The sequence below is a fragment of the Tenacibaculum bernardetii genome (genome assembly GCF_029125915.1).
GTDB classification, from domain to species: Bacteria; Bacteroidota; Bacteroidia; order Flavobacteriales; family Flavobacteriaceae; genus Polaribacter; species Polaribacter bernardetii.
The window spans coordinates 69,202-85,916 of record NZ_JAQJCU010000003.1 but is presented as its reverse complement, the minus strand read 5'-3'; the positions used below and the strand labels follow the sequence as shown (position 1 = coordinate 85,916).

General features: G+C 31.3%; 14 protein-coding genes. 9 read left to right on the top strand and 5 right to left on the bottom strand.

What is annotated here, in order from left to right:
* Nucleotides 1-181: 181 nt before the first annotated feature.
* The 4 genes from P2G10_RS03295 to rlmB all read left to right on the top strand — a co-directional run bounded on the left by P2G10_RS03295 (nt 182) and on the right by rlmB (nt 6,496).
* Entirely contained in the window at nt 182-3,388 is a 3,207-nt protein-coding gene (locus P2G10_RS03295) for a SusC/RagA family TonB-linked outer membrane protein (RefSeq protein ID WP_275315190.1), read from the top strand.
* A gap of 17 nt (nt 3,389-3,405) precedes the next feature.
* Nucleotides 3,406-4,872 (top strand): RagB/SusD family nutrient uptake outer membrane protein, encoded by a 1,467-nt coding sequence (locus P2G10_RS03290; protein WP_218771200.1) that lies wholly within the window; start codon nt 3,406-3,408, stop codon nt 4,870-4,872.
* Nucleotides 4,873-4,945: 73 nt separating this feature from the next.
* Nucleotides 4,946-5,680, top strand: coding sequence for a hypothetical protein (locus tag P2G10_RS03285; RefSeq protein ID WP_218771201.1), 735 nt, complete (start codon nt 4,946-4,948; stop codon nt 5,678-5,680).
* A gap of 78 nt (nt 5,681-5,758) precedes the next feature.
* Nucleotides 5,759-6,496, top strand: coding sequence for a 23S rRNA (guanosine(2251)-2'-O)-methyltransferase RlmB (gene rlmB / locus P2G10_RS03280; RefSeq protein WP_275315189.1), 738 nt, complete (start codon nt 5,759-5,761; stop codon nt 6,494-6,496).
* Nucleotides 6,497-6,531: 35 nt separating this feature from the next.
* Here rlmB and P2G10_RS03275 read toward each other — a convergent pair whose 3' ends face one another.
* Entirely contained in the window at nt 6,532-7,242 is a 711-nt protein-coding gene (locus P2G10_RS03275) for a rhomboid family intramembrane serine protease (protein ID WP_275315188.1), read from the bottom strand.
* 76 nt (nt 7,243-7,318) lie between these two features.
* Between P2G10_RS03275 and P2G10_RS03270 the strand changes: the two genes are divergently transcribed.
* On the top strand, nt 7,319-8,590 hold the full coding sequence (locus P2G10_RS03270) for a replication-associated recombination protein A (protein ID WP_275315299.1): 1,272 nt from the start codon (nt 7,319-7,321) through the stop codon (nt 8,588-8,590).
* Between the two features lie 49 nt (nt 8,591-8,639).
* Here P2G10_RS03270 and P2G10_RS03265 read toward each other — a convergent pair whose 3' ends face one another.
* Genes P2G10_RS03265 through radC form a run of 4 tightly spaced genes read right to left on the bottom strand, consistent with a single transcriptional unit; the run spans nt 8,640 to nt 12,134 of the window.
* Nucleotides 8,640-9,383 carry a hypothetical protein gene (locus tag P2G10_RS03265; protein ID WP_275315187.1) on the bottom strand — a complete coding sequence of 248 codons (744 nt, stop codon included), beginning with the start codon at nt 9,381-9,383 and terminating at the stop codon, nt 8,640-8,642.
* A gap of 28 nt (nt 9,384-9,411) precedes the next feature.
* The gene (locus tag P2G10_RS03260; RefSeq protein WP_275315186.1) at nt 9,412-10,089 is read right to left on the bottom strand and encodes a YjjG family noncanonical pyrimidine nucleotidase; all 678 of its coding nucleotides are present in this window, start codon (nt 10,087-10,089) and stop codon (nt 9,412-9,414) included.
* A gap of 29 nt (nt 10,090-10,118) precedes the next feature.
* Nucleotides 10,119-11,423, bottom strand: coding sequence for a polysaccharide deacetylase family protein (locus tag P2G10_RS03255; RefSeq protein ID WP_275315185.1), 1,305 nt, complete (start codon nt 11,421-11,423; stop codon nt 10,119-10,121).
* Between the two features lie 24 nt (nt 11,424-11,447).
* Complete coding sequence (gene radC, locus P2G10_RS03250) at nt 11,448-12,134, bottom strand: RadC family protein (RefSeq protein ID WP_218771207.1); 687 nt, start codon at nt 12,132-12,134, stop codon at nt 11,448-11,450.
* Between the two features lie 98 nt (nt 12,135-12,232).
* Here radC and trkA point away from each other — a divergent pair, with 98 nt between their 5' ends.
* The 4 genes from trkA (at nt 12,233) to P2G10_RS03230 (ending at nt 16,645) form a co-directional block, all read left to right on the top strand.
* On the top strand, nt 12,233-13,579 hold the full coding sequence (trkA, locus tag P2G10_RS03245) for a Trk system potassium transporter TrkA (protein WP_218771208.1): 1,347 nt from the start codon (nt 12,233-12,235) through the stop codon (nt 13,577-13,579).
* Nucleotides 13,579-15,078, top strand: a complete 1,500-nt coding sequence (locus P2G10_RS03240; protein WP_218771209.1) for a TrkH family potassium uptake protein — start codon at nt 13,579-13,581, stop codon at nt 15,076-15,078. The genes trkA and P2G10_RS03240 overlap by 1 nt, the downstream gene beginning before the upstream one ends.
* A 251-nt stretch (nt 15,079-15,329) precedes the next feature.
* Nucleotides 15,330-15,977 (top strand): phage tail protein, encoded by a 648-nt coding sequence (locus P2G10_RS03235; protein ID WP_275315184.1) that lies wholly within the window; start codon nt 15,330-15,332, stop codon nt 15,975-15,977.
* A 20-nt stretch (nt 15,978-15,997) separates the two neighbouring features.
* Nucleotides 15,998-16,645: a phage tail protein gene (locus P2G10_RS03230; RefSeq protein ID WP_275315183.1), complete on the top strand. Its 648-nt coding sequence runs from the start codon at nt 15,998-16,000 to the stop codon at nt 16,643-16,645.
* Nucleotides 16,646-16,715: the final 70 nt, after the last annotated feature.

Genomic DNA, 16,715 nt, shown 5'->3' with positions numbered 1-16,715 from the left:
ATCTCTTTACAATAATTGCACCCAGTTCATTAAGGACTGGGTGTTTTTTTATCTATAAGAACAAAAATATCTCAAAAAAAACACCTGCAACTACCAATAAAACAAACATATTGTGTTAAAAAATTGTTTATTTAAGATAAAATTAGGACTTTAGCAGCTAATTAATTCAAATAATTATACAATGAGAACAAAGTTTAATGGAATTTTAACGCTTTTGCTAGCGTTGGTTGTGCAAATATCCTTTGCACAAGACAAAACAATTTCAGGTACCGTTTCTGATGAATCGGGTCCTTTACCTGGGGTTACAGTAATTAAAAAAGGTACAACAATAGGTACTGAAACAGATTTTGATGGTAATTATACTATTAAAGCAAATGTTGGAGATGTATTAGTTTACACTTTCGTGGGTATGAAACCTGCAGAGAAATCTGTTGGTACTAATAGTACTATTAATGTAATTTTAGAAACTGACAATTTATTAGAAGAAGTTGTTGTTACAGGTTACGGTACTTCTACAAAACAAGCGTTTACAGGTACAGCAAAAGTTGTTAAGAGTGAATACTTAGAAGCTAAATCTGTATCTAACGTTTCACAAGCTTTGGCAGGTGAAGTTGCAGGTGTTACCGTTGTTAACGGTTCTGGTCAACCAGGTAGTGCTGCTACAATTAGAATTAGAGGTTTTGGTACTATTAATGGTAGTAGTGCTCCTTTATATGTTGTTGATGGTGTACCTTATGTAAACAGTATAAGTAATATTAACCCTGCTGATATTGAATCAACTACTATTTTAAAAGATGCAACTGCAACTTCTATATATGGTTCTAGAGGTGCTAATGGTGTTATTGTTATAACAACTAAAAAAGGTAGAAACGGAGTTTCTAATATCTCTGTTGATATTAAAACAGGTGTTAACATGAGGTTATTACCTGCGTATGAAGTTGTAAAATCTCAAGATGAATTTATTGGACTTTCTTGGGAGTCATTAAGAAACACAGGAGACTTCTTAGGAAGTTCTGATCCGGCTGCTTATGCAAATGCTAATTTATTCTCAGGTGCTGGAATTAGCCCTGACTACAATATGTGGAATGTTAATAGTGTAAGTGAACTTATTGACCCTACTACTGGTAAAGTTAGACCTGGTGTTACTCGTAAATATACTCCAGAAGACTGGTCAGATTATGGGTTTCAATCTTCTATAAGAACTGAAGCTAACGTAAGTATGAGTGGCGGTAATGATTCAACTACATATTTCTCTTCATTTGGTTATTTAGATGATGTTGGATATTTGGTGAATTCTGATTTTCAACGTTACAGCACAAGATTAAATGTAACGCATAAGCCTGCTAAATGGATCGAAGCTAACGCTAATATGGACTACTCTTATGCAGTGCAAACTGCTAACGGACAATCTGAAGATTCTGGATCAATTTTTTGGTTTACAGATAATATACCTTCTATTTATCCTTTATTTTTACGTGATGCTAATGGGGCTATCGTTAAAGATCCTTTTTATGGAGGTAATCAATATGATTATGGTCAGAATAGAGGTTTTGGAGGTTTAACAAATGCTATTGCTGACGCTAACTATGATTTAAGTCAAAATAAGCGTCATTCTATAAATGGTAATTTCTCTTTTAAATTTAACCTAACAGAAGATTTATCTTTCACTGCTAAATATGGAGCTAACTATTATAGCTTTATTGACGATAGTATCAACAACCCTTTCTATGGTTCTGCTGCAGGACAAGGTGGTAGTTTATTTAAAGAACAACGTCAAGCTTTAACACAAAACTTTTTACAAATGTTTAACTACAGTAAAAGTTTTGGAAACCATAACATAACTGCTTTATTAGCACATGAAAGTAATGAATGGAAGAGTGATCGTACTTTTATAAGTAAAAACACTGTAGTTAATTTAGTTAACGGTTTAGACAACCCAACTAACTATGTTAACGTGGGTTCTAATCCAGAAGGATATACTGAAGAGACAGGTTTAGAAAGTTATTTTACACAAGTAAATTACAGTTATAATGATAAATACTTCTTATCAGGTACTATTAGACGTGATGGTTCTTCTCGTTTTGCTAAAAACAAATGGGGTACATTCTGGTCTGCAGGTGCATCATGGATTATGAGTAAAGAAAACTTCATGAGTAATGCTAGTTTTGTAAACTATTTAAAATTAAAAGCTAGTTACGGTATAACTGGTGATCAAGGTGGTGCTGGTTTCTATTCTGGACAAAACAATTATAACATTGATAATTTAGATGGTAATATTTCTTTAATTCTTGGAGCTATTGAAAACCCAGAATTAACATGGGAATCTAGTAATATGTACCAAGTAGGTACTGAATTTAGACTATTTAATAACATTATTGATGGTTCTTTAGATTACTACATTAAAGATACTGATGATTTACTTTTTGATGTTCGTATTCCAATCTCAGCAGGTGATGCTATTTTAACTAAAAATGATGGATCAATTGTAAACAGAGGTTTTGAATTTGATTTAACTGGTCACATTATAAATAAAGAGAATTTTAAATTAGATTTATCTGTTAATGGTGAAATGTTAGAAAATGAAATAACTCAAATGCCTTTTGATACACCAGCAGGAAGAAATAAAATAATTGATATAGACGGTAACTTTGGTAGGACTGAAGGAAGAAGTAGATTTGATTACTACATGCCAGTATGGGCAGGTGTAGATGCTTCTAACGGTAATCCTTTATGGGAAACAAACTATGTAGATACCAATAGTAACGGGGCGTTTGACTCTGGAGAAGAAATTTTAGAACTATATGAATATAAAGTACTAAACCCTGACGCTACAATAGAACAAGCTCTTACGAGTGACTATACTGAAGCTTCAAATAAATTTGTTGGTAAATCTGCTATTCCTACTGTAAGAGGAGCATTTAGATTATCTGCTAAAATTCATGATTTTGACATTAGCTCTCAATTCGCTTATAGTTTAGGTGGTTATGGTTATGATGGTAACTACGCAAGCGTTATGGGTAATGATCAAGCAGGTGGTAACAACTACCATATAGACATCAGAGATAGATGGCAAAACCCAGGAGATGTAACAAATGTACCAAGATTATATAGTAACCAAAATATCAGAGTTACTAGTCAATCTACTCGTTTTTTAACAAAATCTGATTATTTAGCATTAAATAATGTAAGGATTGGTTATACTATACCGTCTAACTTCCTAAACAACACTGGTGTTTCTGGAGTTAACATATGGTTAGCTGGTGATAATCTTTTCTTATTAAGCGCTAGAGAAGGATACAACCCATCTACTTCATTAGTAGGATCTTCTGAAAGATACAGATACAACCCATTATCTACATTCACATTAGGTGTTCGTATAAAAATTTAATTTAAAAAATTTAAAAAATGAAACGTAATTTAATCAAAACAGTATTTGCTCTTACTGTAATTACAACATTATTTAGTTGTGGTGATGAGCTCTTAGACAAAAGTCCTACTCAATTTATAAATGTTGATGATGCAGGTGCTTCTGGTGCATTAAATCCTGTAATTTTAGAATCTACACTTAATGGTGTTTACTCTATGATGGTAAATGCTTTTACTGGAGGTACTACTGACCATAGTGATTTTGGTCAAAAAGGATATGATATATACACAGATTTTTTATCTGGTGATTTAGCTTTAACTGCAAACAACTATAATAGATATGGTGATTTTGCTAACTTACAATCTACCTTAGATTTCTCTAACAATGATAACTATATTCCTTGGAGATATTATTATAGAGTTATTAAGTCTAGTAATTTAATCATTGCTTCTCTTGGAGGTAATACAGCAATTCCTGACTCTGAATCTGCAAGACACTCTTTAGGTCAAGCAAAAGCTTTAAGAGCTTACGCATATTTTTACTTATCTCAATTGTATCAAGCAGAGTATAATGCTTCTGAAGCTATATTACCTTTATATACAGAGGTAAAAGACGTGGAACCTCAAGCTCCAATGAGTGAGGTGTTCGATCAAATTATTAGCGATCTTTCATCTGCTATTACTCTTTTAGATGGTTTTTCAAGAACTTCAAAATCTGCTGTAAATGCCGATGTCGCAAAAGGATTACTAGCATATGCTTATGCTGCTAAAGGCGATAGCGCTTCAAACATTAAAGCTAAAAACTTAGCTAATGAAGTAATTGCAGGTTATCCTCTTATGGATGCTAGTGAAGTTACTGGAGGTTTTAATAACGTTGGTACACCAGGATGGATCTGGGGATTTGATGTTACTTTAGCTAACGGTTTAGATTTAGTTTCATGGTGGGGTCAAATGGATGTATTTACATACAGTTACCAATGGGCTGGTGATAAAAAAGGAATGGATGATGTTTTATATGCTTCTATAGATGCTAACGACATTAGAAAAACTCAATTTGATCCTACTAACGACTTACAACCTAGAAACAAGTTTTATAATGGTGCTAGAGTTATTGGTGGACAAAGGAACATTGAAGATGATTATGTATTCATGAGAGTTGCTGAAATGTATTTATTATCTGCTGAGATGTCAGCTAAAGAAGGTATGGATGGTGATGCTAAAAGTACTTTAAAGCAATTATTATCAAAAAGATATACTAATGCTGCTGATTATGCTTATGTTGATGCATTAGCTGGTAGTGCATTATTAGATGAAGTTATTTTAGAAACAAGAAAAGAATTATGGGGTGAAGGAAAGAGTTATTTATCTATGAAAAGGAATAAGCAAATGATGACTAGAGGTACTAATCATGTTTTTCTTTCTGGATTATCTATTCCTCATACAGATGAAAGATTAACTTATCCTATTCCACGTTCAGAAGTTCAAAATAACCCTTTTATTAACTAATAATATATATTTAGAAAGCTTTCTATAATTACAGAAAGCTTTCTATAATTATATTTTTTGAAAACCAATAATTATGAAAAAATATTTATTTTTATTTTTACTTTCTATCTCTTTTTTAACCTTTACTAGTTGTGAAGAACAAATTGAAACATCTGATTTAAAATATATCTCTTTTGGAAAAACTGATGTTTCTTTTGACGTATCTGAAGGGACAGAAGCTTCTCAAGAATTTTATTTCTACACTACAAATAAATCTTCTAGCGATAAAACGTTTAATATAGAAGTATTGGAAGCTAGTACTGCTGATGCAGGGTTTTATTCTATACCTTCTACTGTGACAGTTCCAGGAGGATCTAATAAAGGGATGATTTCAATTTCTATAACTGATGGGACTTGGTTAGATACAGACCAAACTATCATGTTAAGATTAACTTCAGATGAATACGCAGTTGGTCAAGTTGCTACTTACAATGTTTCTAGACTTTGTGGTGCAGGAACTGTAAAACTTGCAATGGATATTACTTTTGATGATGGTTATCCTGAAGAAATTGCTTGGAGAATTTTAGATGCTACAGGAGCAACTGTAATAGCAAGTGCTACTCCATTCGGTTATGGTGCATATGCTGATTTAGAAGACGGTATTTCTGTTGCTGCTGGGTGTTTACCTGAAGGAGATTATACACTAGAAGTATATGATTCTTATGGTGATGGAGGTCATGGTTACAGCGTTAAAGCCAACGGGGCTACTATCGCAACAATAGCGCAAGATAGTTTTACAAGTTCTGCAGCTATAGCTTTTACTTTATAATATTTTAAATATTTAAGCGAAAGAACCACCTCTAACGAGGTGGTTTTTTTTTACAATAAATTCAACTACATTTGCAGCATGGAAGAAAACACTACTATTTTTGGTATTAGAGCAATTATTGAGGCTATTGAAAGTGATGCATCAATTAACAAAGTATATCTACAAAAAGGACTTAGAGGCGAGTTATTTTTTGAATTAGATAAGTTATTACGAAAAAACAAAGTATCAACTAGTGTTGTTCCTATAGAAAAACTTGATAGATTGTCTAAGCACAGCAATCATCAAGGAGCTGTTGCTAAAATTTCTCCTGTAGATTTTCATGATTTAGAAATATTAATTGAAACTACTTTAGAGTCTGATAAAATGCCTTTGTTTTTATTATTAGATCAGGTATCTGATGTACGTAATTTTGGTGCTATTATTAGAACTGCTGAATGTACTGGTGTTAACGGAATTATCATTCAAAAAAGTGGTAGTGCTCCTGTAAATGCTGAAACTATAAAAACATCAGCTGGTGCAGCTTTTAAAATACCTATCTGTAAAGTAGATCATATTAAAGATGCTATGTTTCAATTACAAGCGGCAGATATAAAAATGGTTGCTGCTAGCGAAAAAACAGAAGATTCTATTTTTGATGTTGATTTAAATCAACCAATGGCAATTGTAATGGGATCTGAGCACAAAGGTGTAAGTTCTTCTGTTTTAAAAATGGTAGATTACAAAGCCAAATTGCCTTTACTTGGTGAAATTGAATCTTTAAATGTTTCTGTTGCCTGTGGTGTATTTCTATATGAAACACTAAGACAACGACAATAATATAAATAAAAAACCTGCTGTATAGCAGGTTTTTTTTATTCTTCTTTATAAAAATACTTATAATGTATTTCTGGTAATTTAGTTAATTCAACCTCTTCGTTAATTTCAGGTGGCATATAGTTACCTTCTTCATCAAACAAATCGTCAAAATCAGTTTTAGAAAACTGATATTTCTCTTTTACTATACCTATATTTCTATAAAAAACAGCTAAAATAAGGCCGGATATCAAACCAGAAAGATGACCTTCCCAAGACATACCTTCTTTAATTGGTAATACATACCAAATCATACTTCCGTAGAGAAAAATTATAATTAACGATACTGCTACCAATCGATAGTGTTTTCTTATTATTCCACTAAAAAAAACAAAACTAAAAAGCAAATAAACGATTCCACTAGCACCAATATGGTATGAACTAGTAGCAATAATCCAAGTTAAAAAACCTGTTAATAAAGCTCCTGAAATTAAAACTTTTAGCGCTACCTTATTATAAAAATAAAAAAGACAAGTAGAAAGCACAAATAAAGGAACCGAGTTATTAAAAAGGTGACTAGTATCACTATGTATAAATGGAGATGCTAAAACACCTCTTAGACCATAAATTTTTCTGGGTGCTACACCGTATTTATTAAAATTTAAACCGAAAGTAATTTCTATCCAATAAATAAACCATATTAGAAAAACAAAAATAAACGGAATAAGAAAAATGTTGTTCGAAAATTTTAATTGAGTAACTGTTTTCATCGGTATGAAAATAACAAAAATAAATCCAAACAACAATTTCGGAACATCTGTCATAAATCTTTTATATTTTTACATCATGAATGAACCTTTGGCAGAAAGAATACGTCCACAAAAATTATCAGATTATATTAGTCAACAACACCTGGTTGGCGAAAGCGGAATTTTAACAAATCATATTAAACAAGGCATCATTCCTTCTTTAATTCTTTGGGGACCTCCTGGTATCGGAAAAACAACATTAGCAAATATTATTGCCAATGAATCTGGCCGTCCTTTTTACACCTTAAGTGCAATAAGTTCGGGCGTGAAAGATGTTAGAGAAGTCATTGAAAAAGCTAAAAAAAGTGGTGGATTGTTTACACAAAAAAATCCTATTCTATTTATTGATGAAATTCATCGTTTTAGTAAATCTCAGCAAGATTCACTCTTAGCCGCCGTAGAAAAAGGATGGGTTACTTTAGTCGGCGCAACAACTGAAAACCCTAGTTTTGAAGTGATACCTGCCCTACTCTCTCGTTGTCAGGTATATATTTTAAATTCTTTTGATAAAAATGATTTAATAGCTCTTTTGAACAGAGCGATGAAAAAAGACGATCTTATATCACAAAAAAAGATAACACTAAAAGAAACCGATGCCTTATTGCAAGTATCAGGAGGAGATGCTCGTAAATTATTAAATATTTTTGAATTATTAGTAGCCGCTGATGATGAGATTGAAATTACAAATGAATTAGTTTTATCTAAAATTCAGAAAAACAACGTTCGTTACGATAAAACTGGCGAGCAACATTACGATATTGTTTCGGCTTTCATAAAATCGATAAGAGGTAGTGATCCTAACGGTGCTGTGTATTGGTTGGCAAGAATGATTGAAGGAGGCGAAGATGTAAAATTTATTGCCCGTAGGCTTATTATTGCTGCTTCAGAAGATATTGGTAACGCAAACCCTACTGCCTTTATTATGGCCAATAATACATTCCAGGCTGTGTCTGTAATTGGTTATCCTGAATCTAGGATTATATTAAGTCAATGCGCTATTTACTTAGCTAATTCTGCAAAAAGTAATGCTTCTTATATGGCAATTGGCGAAGCTCAGAACTTAGTAAGAACAACAGGTGATTTATCAATTCCGTTGCACTTAAGAAATGCTCCCACAAAACTAATGAAAGATTTAGATTATGGTAAAGAGTACCAATATTCACATAATTATGCTGGTAACTTTGTTAGCCAAGAGTTTTTACCTGATGAAATTAAGAACACTAAATTATATGAACCTGGTAATAATGCTAGAGAAAATCAGTTTAGAGAATTATTAAAACAACGCTGGAAGGATAAATATAATTATTAAAAAAGAGCGCTAAAATAGCGCTCTTTTTTAATATTATTTTAAATAGAAATTAAAATTTAACTTCGTATTTCTCAATAACTTTTATACTTTCTTTATAATATTCAGCAATCCAAATACCATTACTTTGATACAAGATTCCATTTTTATCCTTCAGTATAAAAACATCTTTCACATTTGTTATTAATATTTGAAAAATAACTTCTGGTTTTGTATTTACCAATTGAAATCCGTTAGGTATTGATTGCGCATATAAACTTGTAGCTTTTGTTTCATTAACAATATTCTCTACAACTATTGTAGCTTCTATAACTTTAGGTTTAGTTTCATTTATACTTAGAACAGATTCATCAACTTCTTCCCCTTTAAAAGGAACATAGCTATACTTTAAAGCTTCGATAGATTTAAAAGCATCTCGTAAAGACTCATGATAAGCCTTTTTGTAATCTTTCTGATTACTTTTTCCTTCTTTAGATGAAAAAACAACATTATTAAAACAATCTTTAAATTCTATAGTGCTTTTAGTTGTAAATAAACCTGAATTATCTCTAACTGATACTATCAAAGCCAAACATCTATTTTTAGATAAATCTTTAGGTAATTTCTCATCCGATAAAATAGCCGTAAAACCATATTTATTGAATAAAAACTTGGTTAATGAACTTGTTTGATATTGATCATCTTTTTTAACAAAATCAAATTTCTTAGGCACAATTACATACTTATAGTTGTTAATTTTTTTTTGAGCAAAGATTGATGCTGATAGCATCAAAAAAATAAAAAGTAATTTATTCATGTTTATTATAAATTATATAAAAATTATTTTACAAATATTGTTTTAATTGCAATAATGATTGAATATTTACCACTCCTTTTTTAGGTGTAGTTTCATTTGTAAAATGAATCGCTAACATACCACAATTTAAAGCACCTAAAATATCTGCTTCATAACTATCTCCTATCATTATAGCTTCTTTTGCTATTGTTTCTGCTTTCATTAAGGCAAACTCAAATACTTTAGGGTTTGGTTTCTTAACACCCACACTTTCCGAAGTAATAACTTCTTTAAAATAGGTGTCTATTCCTGCTTTTTGCATCTTTAAATTTTGAACCTCTTCAAAACCATTCGTAATGATATGCAATTCATATTTAGTTTTTAAATACTCTAAAACCTCCACAGTTCCTTCAAACAAATGATTATAATTAGGTAAGTATTTAATATAATCTTCAGAAATGATACTAATTAAATCGTCTGATATTTTATAGTTTAAAGCATCAAAAGTTTCTTTTAACCTACCATATCTTAAAGTTGATTTCGATACTTTTTCATCTCTATATAGCTTCCAGTATTTTAAATTAATAGGTAAATAAATGTTTAAAAATTCATCTACCTTCAATTTTACACCCTGCTCTTCAATAATTTGTTTAAAGGTTAGTTTTGAATTTTTATCAAAATCCCAAAGTGTGTGATCTAAATCAAAAAAAATATGTTTTATATTCATACTAATATAGTGCCCAAAAAGGGTTTTAATTAATTTCTAACTATTTTAAGCATCGAACTATATACCCGCCTCCAACCTTTCCATCGTTGATAATTACCTAAAATTTCATTATGAAAAACGGTAATAAAAAGTCCGTTTACAGCTTTCACTTCGTTTTTAAGATCTCTAATTTTACCTAATGACTGTTTCGGTGTCAGCTTCAGGTAATCATTTAAAGTTGTATCAATTAAAGCAAACGGAAATACTTTTAAAGGTGTTTGAATTTCAAATTCTAAATCGTAAAAATAAAAAGGAGTACAGGTTCCTGCCCTAAAACCAGTATGACTTGCATATCCCATCGAATAATCTTCCTCTATCTCTAAATCGATTAAATTCTGATATGTTTCAGGCAAAGATAATCGTAAATAATGCTGTCGTGAACGGCGTATTGGCATATTTATAATGTTTTCTAACCGTTCTTTTTCTTTCTTTAACATATCACTATTATTCATAGTGTAATATGATGGGTGTAAACCTACCCGAGCATAATCTACCGTGTCTTTTATTAAGAGCTTAAACTTTCTTTTTGATGCTGATACATTGGTATCAAAAGTAGTATAATCACCTATTAGGAAGAAAAAAATAGTTCTTACTTCATATATTTTTTTTAACTCTATTATTGATTTAAAAGTATTAAAAGGATCTCTTTTTATATTAAACAAAACTGCTAACCTATCCCAAATTGTAAATATTTTTAAATGTGATGCATCTTTTAAAAACCCACCTACAGTTCTAACAAAACTTTTATACTTGTATGCAAAAGCATTGTCTACATCAACTGTAGAGATATATTGATATTTTCTTACAGAATGCTCATAATCGGGGAACTTAACTTTTAAAGTTTCTAAAAATTTATATGCCCAAATATCAACTACTGGCTTTTCTAAAAAACCATGTTTAAAAGCAATACTATTTTTTGCCGTAAATCGTCCATGTTCATCTTTTACTTGTGGTAAATACTCTTCATATCTAGATACCAAATAAAAGCTTGCAGCAAAAATATCAAAAGGTATTTCTGATTGTTCGTCTGTTGGAAAAAAGCAAGGAATATCATCCCATTTTTTAAAAATCACTTCAAAATCTTTCACTCCTTGCTGAAACAATAATTCGTTACTTTTTACAAAAAACTCTTTTCCTAAAGCTACGTTTGTATACGAAAACTTAGGTCCATTATACGCAACAAACTCTTCTACTTTACCTGTAAAATCGATAGGAATTTGCAGTATGCGTGTAAAAATATGCTTAAAAACATACCGAACACGAGGCGTAATTTTATGAGTATAAATAAGTATCATAGTATTAAAGATATGTGCAAACTACTATAGTATACCTTCGTCTGCAAAGCTAAAATACGTTTTTTCAGTAATTATTAAATGGTCTAAGAGTTTTATATCTAAAGTAGCTCCAGCTTCTTTAATTTTATTGGTAAGTTCAATATCTGATTTACTAGGGCTTAATTTTCCTGACGGATGATTATGAGATACAATAATACCTACTGCTGATAACTTTAATGCCTTTTGATATAACAATCGTACATCTACCAAAGTTGCCGTAAAACCTCCTTTACTTAATTGATGTTTTGCTAATATTTTATTTGAATTATTTAAATACAACACCCAAAACTCTTCATGTTCTAAATCTCCTAAAAACGGTTGTAATATGGTAGCGGCGTCTAATGAGCTTTTTATTTTTGAAACCGTATTACTTTCTTTAAACTGTCTTCTTTTCCCGAACTCTAAGGCTGTTATTATTGAAATTGCCTTTGCCTCCCCTATTCCTTTAAATTCCATTAATTCTTCAATAGATAATTTTGCTAAAGTGTTTAAATCATGATTTACAGAGGCTAATATTTTTTGAGACAACGCAACCGCACTTTCTTCTCTATTACCTGAACCTATTAAAATAGCAACTAACTCTGCATCCGATAAAACAGATTTACCTTTTAGCATTAATTTTTCACGAGGCCTATCATCTAAAGCCCAAGATTTAATTGATATCTTTTTCATCTATTACAGTATCAGAATTATAGATAAATATAATTCATTTTTTGCACAACCAAAAGAAGCACAGTATCTTTGCATTCTATCATTTTTCAAACTTACATATGAAAATTATAATAGCCGGAGCAGGAAGCGTAGGTTTTCACTTGGCTAAACTCCTTTCTTACGAATCTCAAGATACTTTTGTGATTGATTTTGACGGCGAAAAGCTGAATTATATCAATAATCATTTAGATGTAATTACCAAAAAAGGAGATGCAACTTCTATTAAGTTATTAAAAGAAATTGGTATTGGTTCTGCTGATTTATTATTGGCTGTTACCGAGAGTCAAAACACCAACTTCGCCATATCTGTAATAGGTAAAGCATTAGGTGTAAAAAAGACAATTGCAAGAATAAACAACCCCGAGTTTTTAAAAAATGATAGTATCAATTTTAAAGATTTTGGAGTAGATTTCATGATTTCTCCAGAAGCTTTAGCTGCTGAAGAAATAAAATTACTTTTAAATCAATCCTCTTTTAATGATACTGTTGCCTTTGAAAATGGTGTCTTTAATATTATGGGAACTGCCCTTGGTTATAAATCAAAAATATTAGATCTAACGGTTAGAGAAGCTAAAGAAAAATTTAGTTTAGTCGATTTTATTACCATTGCAATAAAGCGAGAAGGAATAGCACAAACTATTATTCCTCGTGGTGATACTACCTATAAAATGAACGATCAAGTTTATTTTTCAGTACCAAATTATAGTATATCTAAACTATATCCTATTATTGGAAAAGAACATGTTAACATTAAAAATGTTATGATTCTTGGCGGTAGTAGTATTGGTAGAAAAACAGCAAGAAGTCTTTGTAAAGATAATTTTAAAGTAAAATTAATAGAACGTAAAAGAGAAAAGGCATTAAGCCTTGCTGAAGATTTAATGGATACGTTAGTTGTTCATGGTGACGGTAGAAATATAGAACTTTTAGAAGGTGAAAATATTCGAGAAATGGATGCTTTTGTTGCCGTTACTGGTGATTCTGAAACCAATATTATGTCTTGTTTAGTTGCAAAATCTAAAGGTGTTAAAAAAACAGTCGCTTTAGTTGAAAATATGGATTATATAAACATATCGCAAACTATAGGTATAGATACGCTTATTAATAAAAAATTAATTGCTGCTAGTAGCATTTTTCGTCACATCCGTAAAGGAGATATATTAGCTTTAGCTAATTTACATAATATTGATGCCGAAGTTTTTGAGTTTGAAGTACCATCAAATGCTAAAGTAACAGAAAAGCCTATTAAAGATTTACGTTTTCCGAGAGAAGCAGTTTTTGGAGGTGTAATTAGAGATGGTAAACCTCATATGTCTTTTGGAGATTTTCAATTAAAAGGAGGAGATAAAGCTATCGTTTTTTGTTTACCAGAGGCAATATCAGTAGTAGAAGACTTATTTAAATAATGGAAAACCTTAATCGAAAATTAATTTATCGTTTTTTAGGTGTAACCGCTATTCTTAACGGTTTATTCATGTGGCTTTCATTACCTTTTAGCTTTTATTATGATGAAAATTGTAAATGGGGAATTTTAAATGCGGGTGTTATTACTATTGCGATTGGCTCAATTCTCTATTTTTTTAACAAGCCTGATAATAAAAAAATTCAAAAAAAAGAAGGGTATCTTATAGTTACCTTCGGATGGCTTACGCTGTCTATTACAGGTATGCTACCTTATTTATTATCTGGTAGTATTCCTAGTATTACAAATGCTTTCTTTGAAACAATATCTGGTTATTCAACAACAGGTTCATCTATCTTAACAGATATAGAATCTATGCCTAAAGGAATTCTTTTTTGGCGTAGTGCAACACATTGGATTGGTGGTATGGGTATTATTGTACTAACCATTGCAATATTGCCTTTATTAGGTATTGGAGGAATGCAATTATTTATGGCGGAAGCTCCAGGACCGTCGGCAGATAAATTACACCCACGTATTACAGACACTGCTAAGCGATTATGGCAAATTTATGTACTACTTACTATTGTTGAACTCTTACTTTTAAAAGTAGCAGGTATGAATTGGTTTGATGCCATTAACCATGCTATGGCAACGGTTAGTACTGGTGGATTCTCAACTAAAAACGCAAGTGTTGCTCATTGGAATGGTTCTCCTTTAATTCAATATATTATTATATTTTTCATGTTTGTAGCAGGTACTAATTTTGTACTAACTTATTTTGCTTTAAAAGGAAAATTCAGGAAAGTAATTCAGAGTGAAGAATTTAAATATTATTTATTTGGTACATTAACCATATCTGCAATTATTGCGGTTATGATTATTTTTTATCAAGATCCGGCTTTACAAACTTCTATCGATCACCCAATGGTTTTCGGAAAGGTAGAAAGTGCTGTTAGACATGCGTTATTTTCTGTAATTTCAGTTGTAACTACAACCGGATTTGTAACTGCCGATTTTACAATGTGGAGCTTTTTTGTAACAGCAATGTTCTTCTCTTTATTCTTCTTGGGTGGATCAGCAGGGTCTACTTCTGGTGGTGTAAAAATTGTTCGCCATATTGTAATGCTTAAAAACAGCTTTTTAGAATTTAAAAAATCATTACATCCTAATGCTATTATCCCCGTTCGTTATGATGGTAAAGCCGTAAAACAAACCATTGTATTTAACATACTTTCGTTCTTTGTTGTATACATGCTTATTTTTATATCAGGTACAGTAGTATTAACTTTTTTTGGTTTAGATTTTTATTCAGCCTTAGGCGCATGTGCATCGTCTTTGGGTAATATCGGACCTGCAATAGGAACTGTAAGCCCCGTAGATAATTTTAATCATTTATCTATCGGAGCAAAATGGTTCTGCTCTTTCCTAATGTTAATTGGTCGTTTAGAGCTTTTTACTGTATTAATATTATTAACCCCATTCTTCTGGCGTAAAAGTTAATTACGCTTATTAGTTTTTTTCTTTGTAAAATGTTTTCTTTAAAGAAAACGTTTTTCCTATACCTTTTATATTATTCTTTATGCCTTTAATTTATACGCTTAAGGAATTTTTTACTATTTCTATTACCTCTATTCCTAAATTTGAGTACAGAAGACACGTACACAACATATTCTTTTTTACTTTAATAGTAAAGAGATTAACATCAATGTCTTTAGAGAAAAAAAATATTAATAAACTAAATTTTACACATTATGATATTAAAAATAAAATTTTTAGGATTACTATTTATTTGCTTACTATCAGCAACCACTAGTAACGCACAAGAAACAATGTTAGCCGAAGTTAAAATATTTGCTGGAAATTTTGCTCCAAGAGGATGGGCTTTTTGTGACGGACAATTGCTATCTATAGCACAAAATCAGGCACTATTTTCTTTACTAGGAACCACCTATGGAGGTGACGGAAGAACTTCTTTTGGCTTACCAGATTTACGTGGTAGAGTTGCTATAGGACCTAGAAGCGGACCAGGATTATCTGACTACGGATTAGGACAAAAAGGAGGAACACAATCAAACTTTTTAAATTCAACGCAACTACCTTCGCACAATCATCTTGTTATTATTAATAACAATGGTACTGTAAGTATTCCTGTAAATACTGAAGCTGGAAATGAAGATGAAGCAAATCCTGGAGCAGGGGTATTAGCTAATACAGGCGCAGATAATTTTTCCTCTGAAGCAACAGCAACAGCGCAATATTCTGGAAGTCCTATAGCTATTCAAGGTATTACTGCTAGCACAGCAAACACGGGGGCTAATCAACCTATAGAAAACAGACAACCATATTTAGCTATCAATTATATTATAGCTACTCAAGGTCTTTTTCCTAGTAGAAATTAATAATCAAACTTTATTAAGTTATGAAATTAAAAACTAAATATATCGGGCTTTTCTTAATTTGTCTTTTGTTTGCTATTAAAAGTAATGCTCAAGAAGGCTTAATTGGAGAGATTAAATTATTCGCTGGAAATTTTGCTCCTAGAGGCTGGGCTTTTTGTGATGGACAAATAATGTCCATCTCACAAAATACTGCCTTATTTTCAATTCTAGGAACCATTTACGGTGGAGACGGAAGAACTACTTATGCATTGCCTGATTTAAGAGGTAGAGCTCCTATTGGCCCTAGAACAGGGCCAGGTTTATCAAACTATAGACAAGGTACAAAAGGAGGAAAAGAATTAAACGTTTTAAATTCAACACAATTACCTTCTCACAATCACAGTGTTATTATTAATAACAATGGTACGGTAAGTATTCCTGTGAATACTGAAGCAGGAAATGAAGATGAAGCAAATCCAGGTGGAGGAGTATTAGCGAACACAGGTGCAGATAACTTCTCATCTGAATTTACAGCAACAGCGAAATACAATGCTAGTACTATAACTGTTCAAGGTATTAGCGCTAGTACAACCAATACAGGATCGAACCTCTCTGTTGATAATAAACAACCATATTTAGCTTCAAACTATATTATATGTCTTTTTGGGGTCTACCCTAATAGGCAATAAATTATTTATGCTACAAATTAAATTTCAATAAAGTTCCTAATTATTTTTTAGAGAACTTTATTGAAATTAC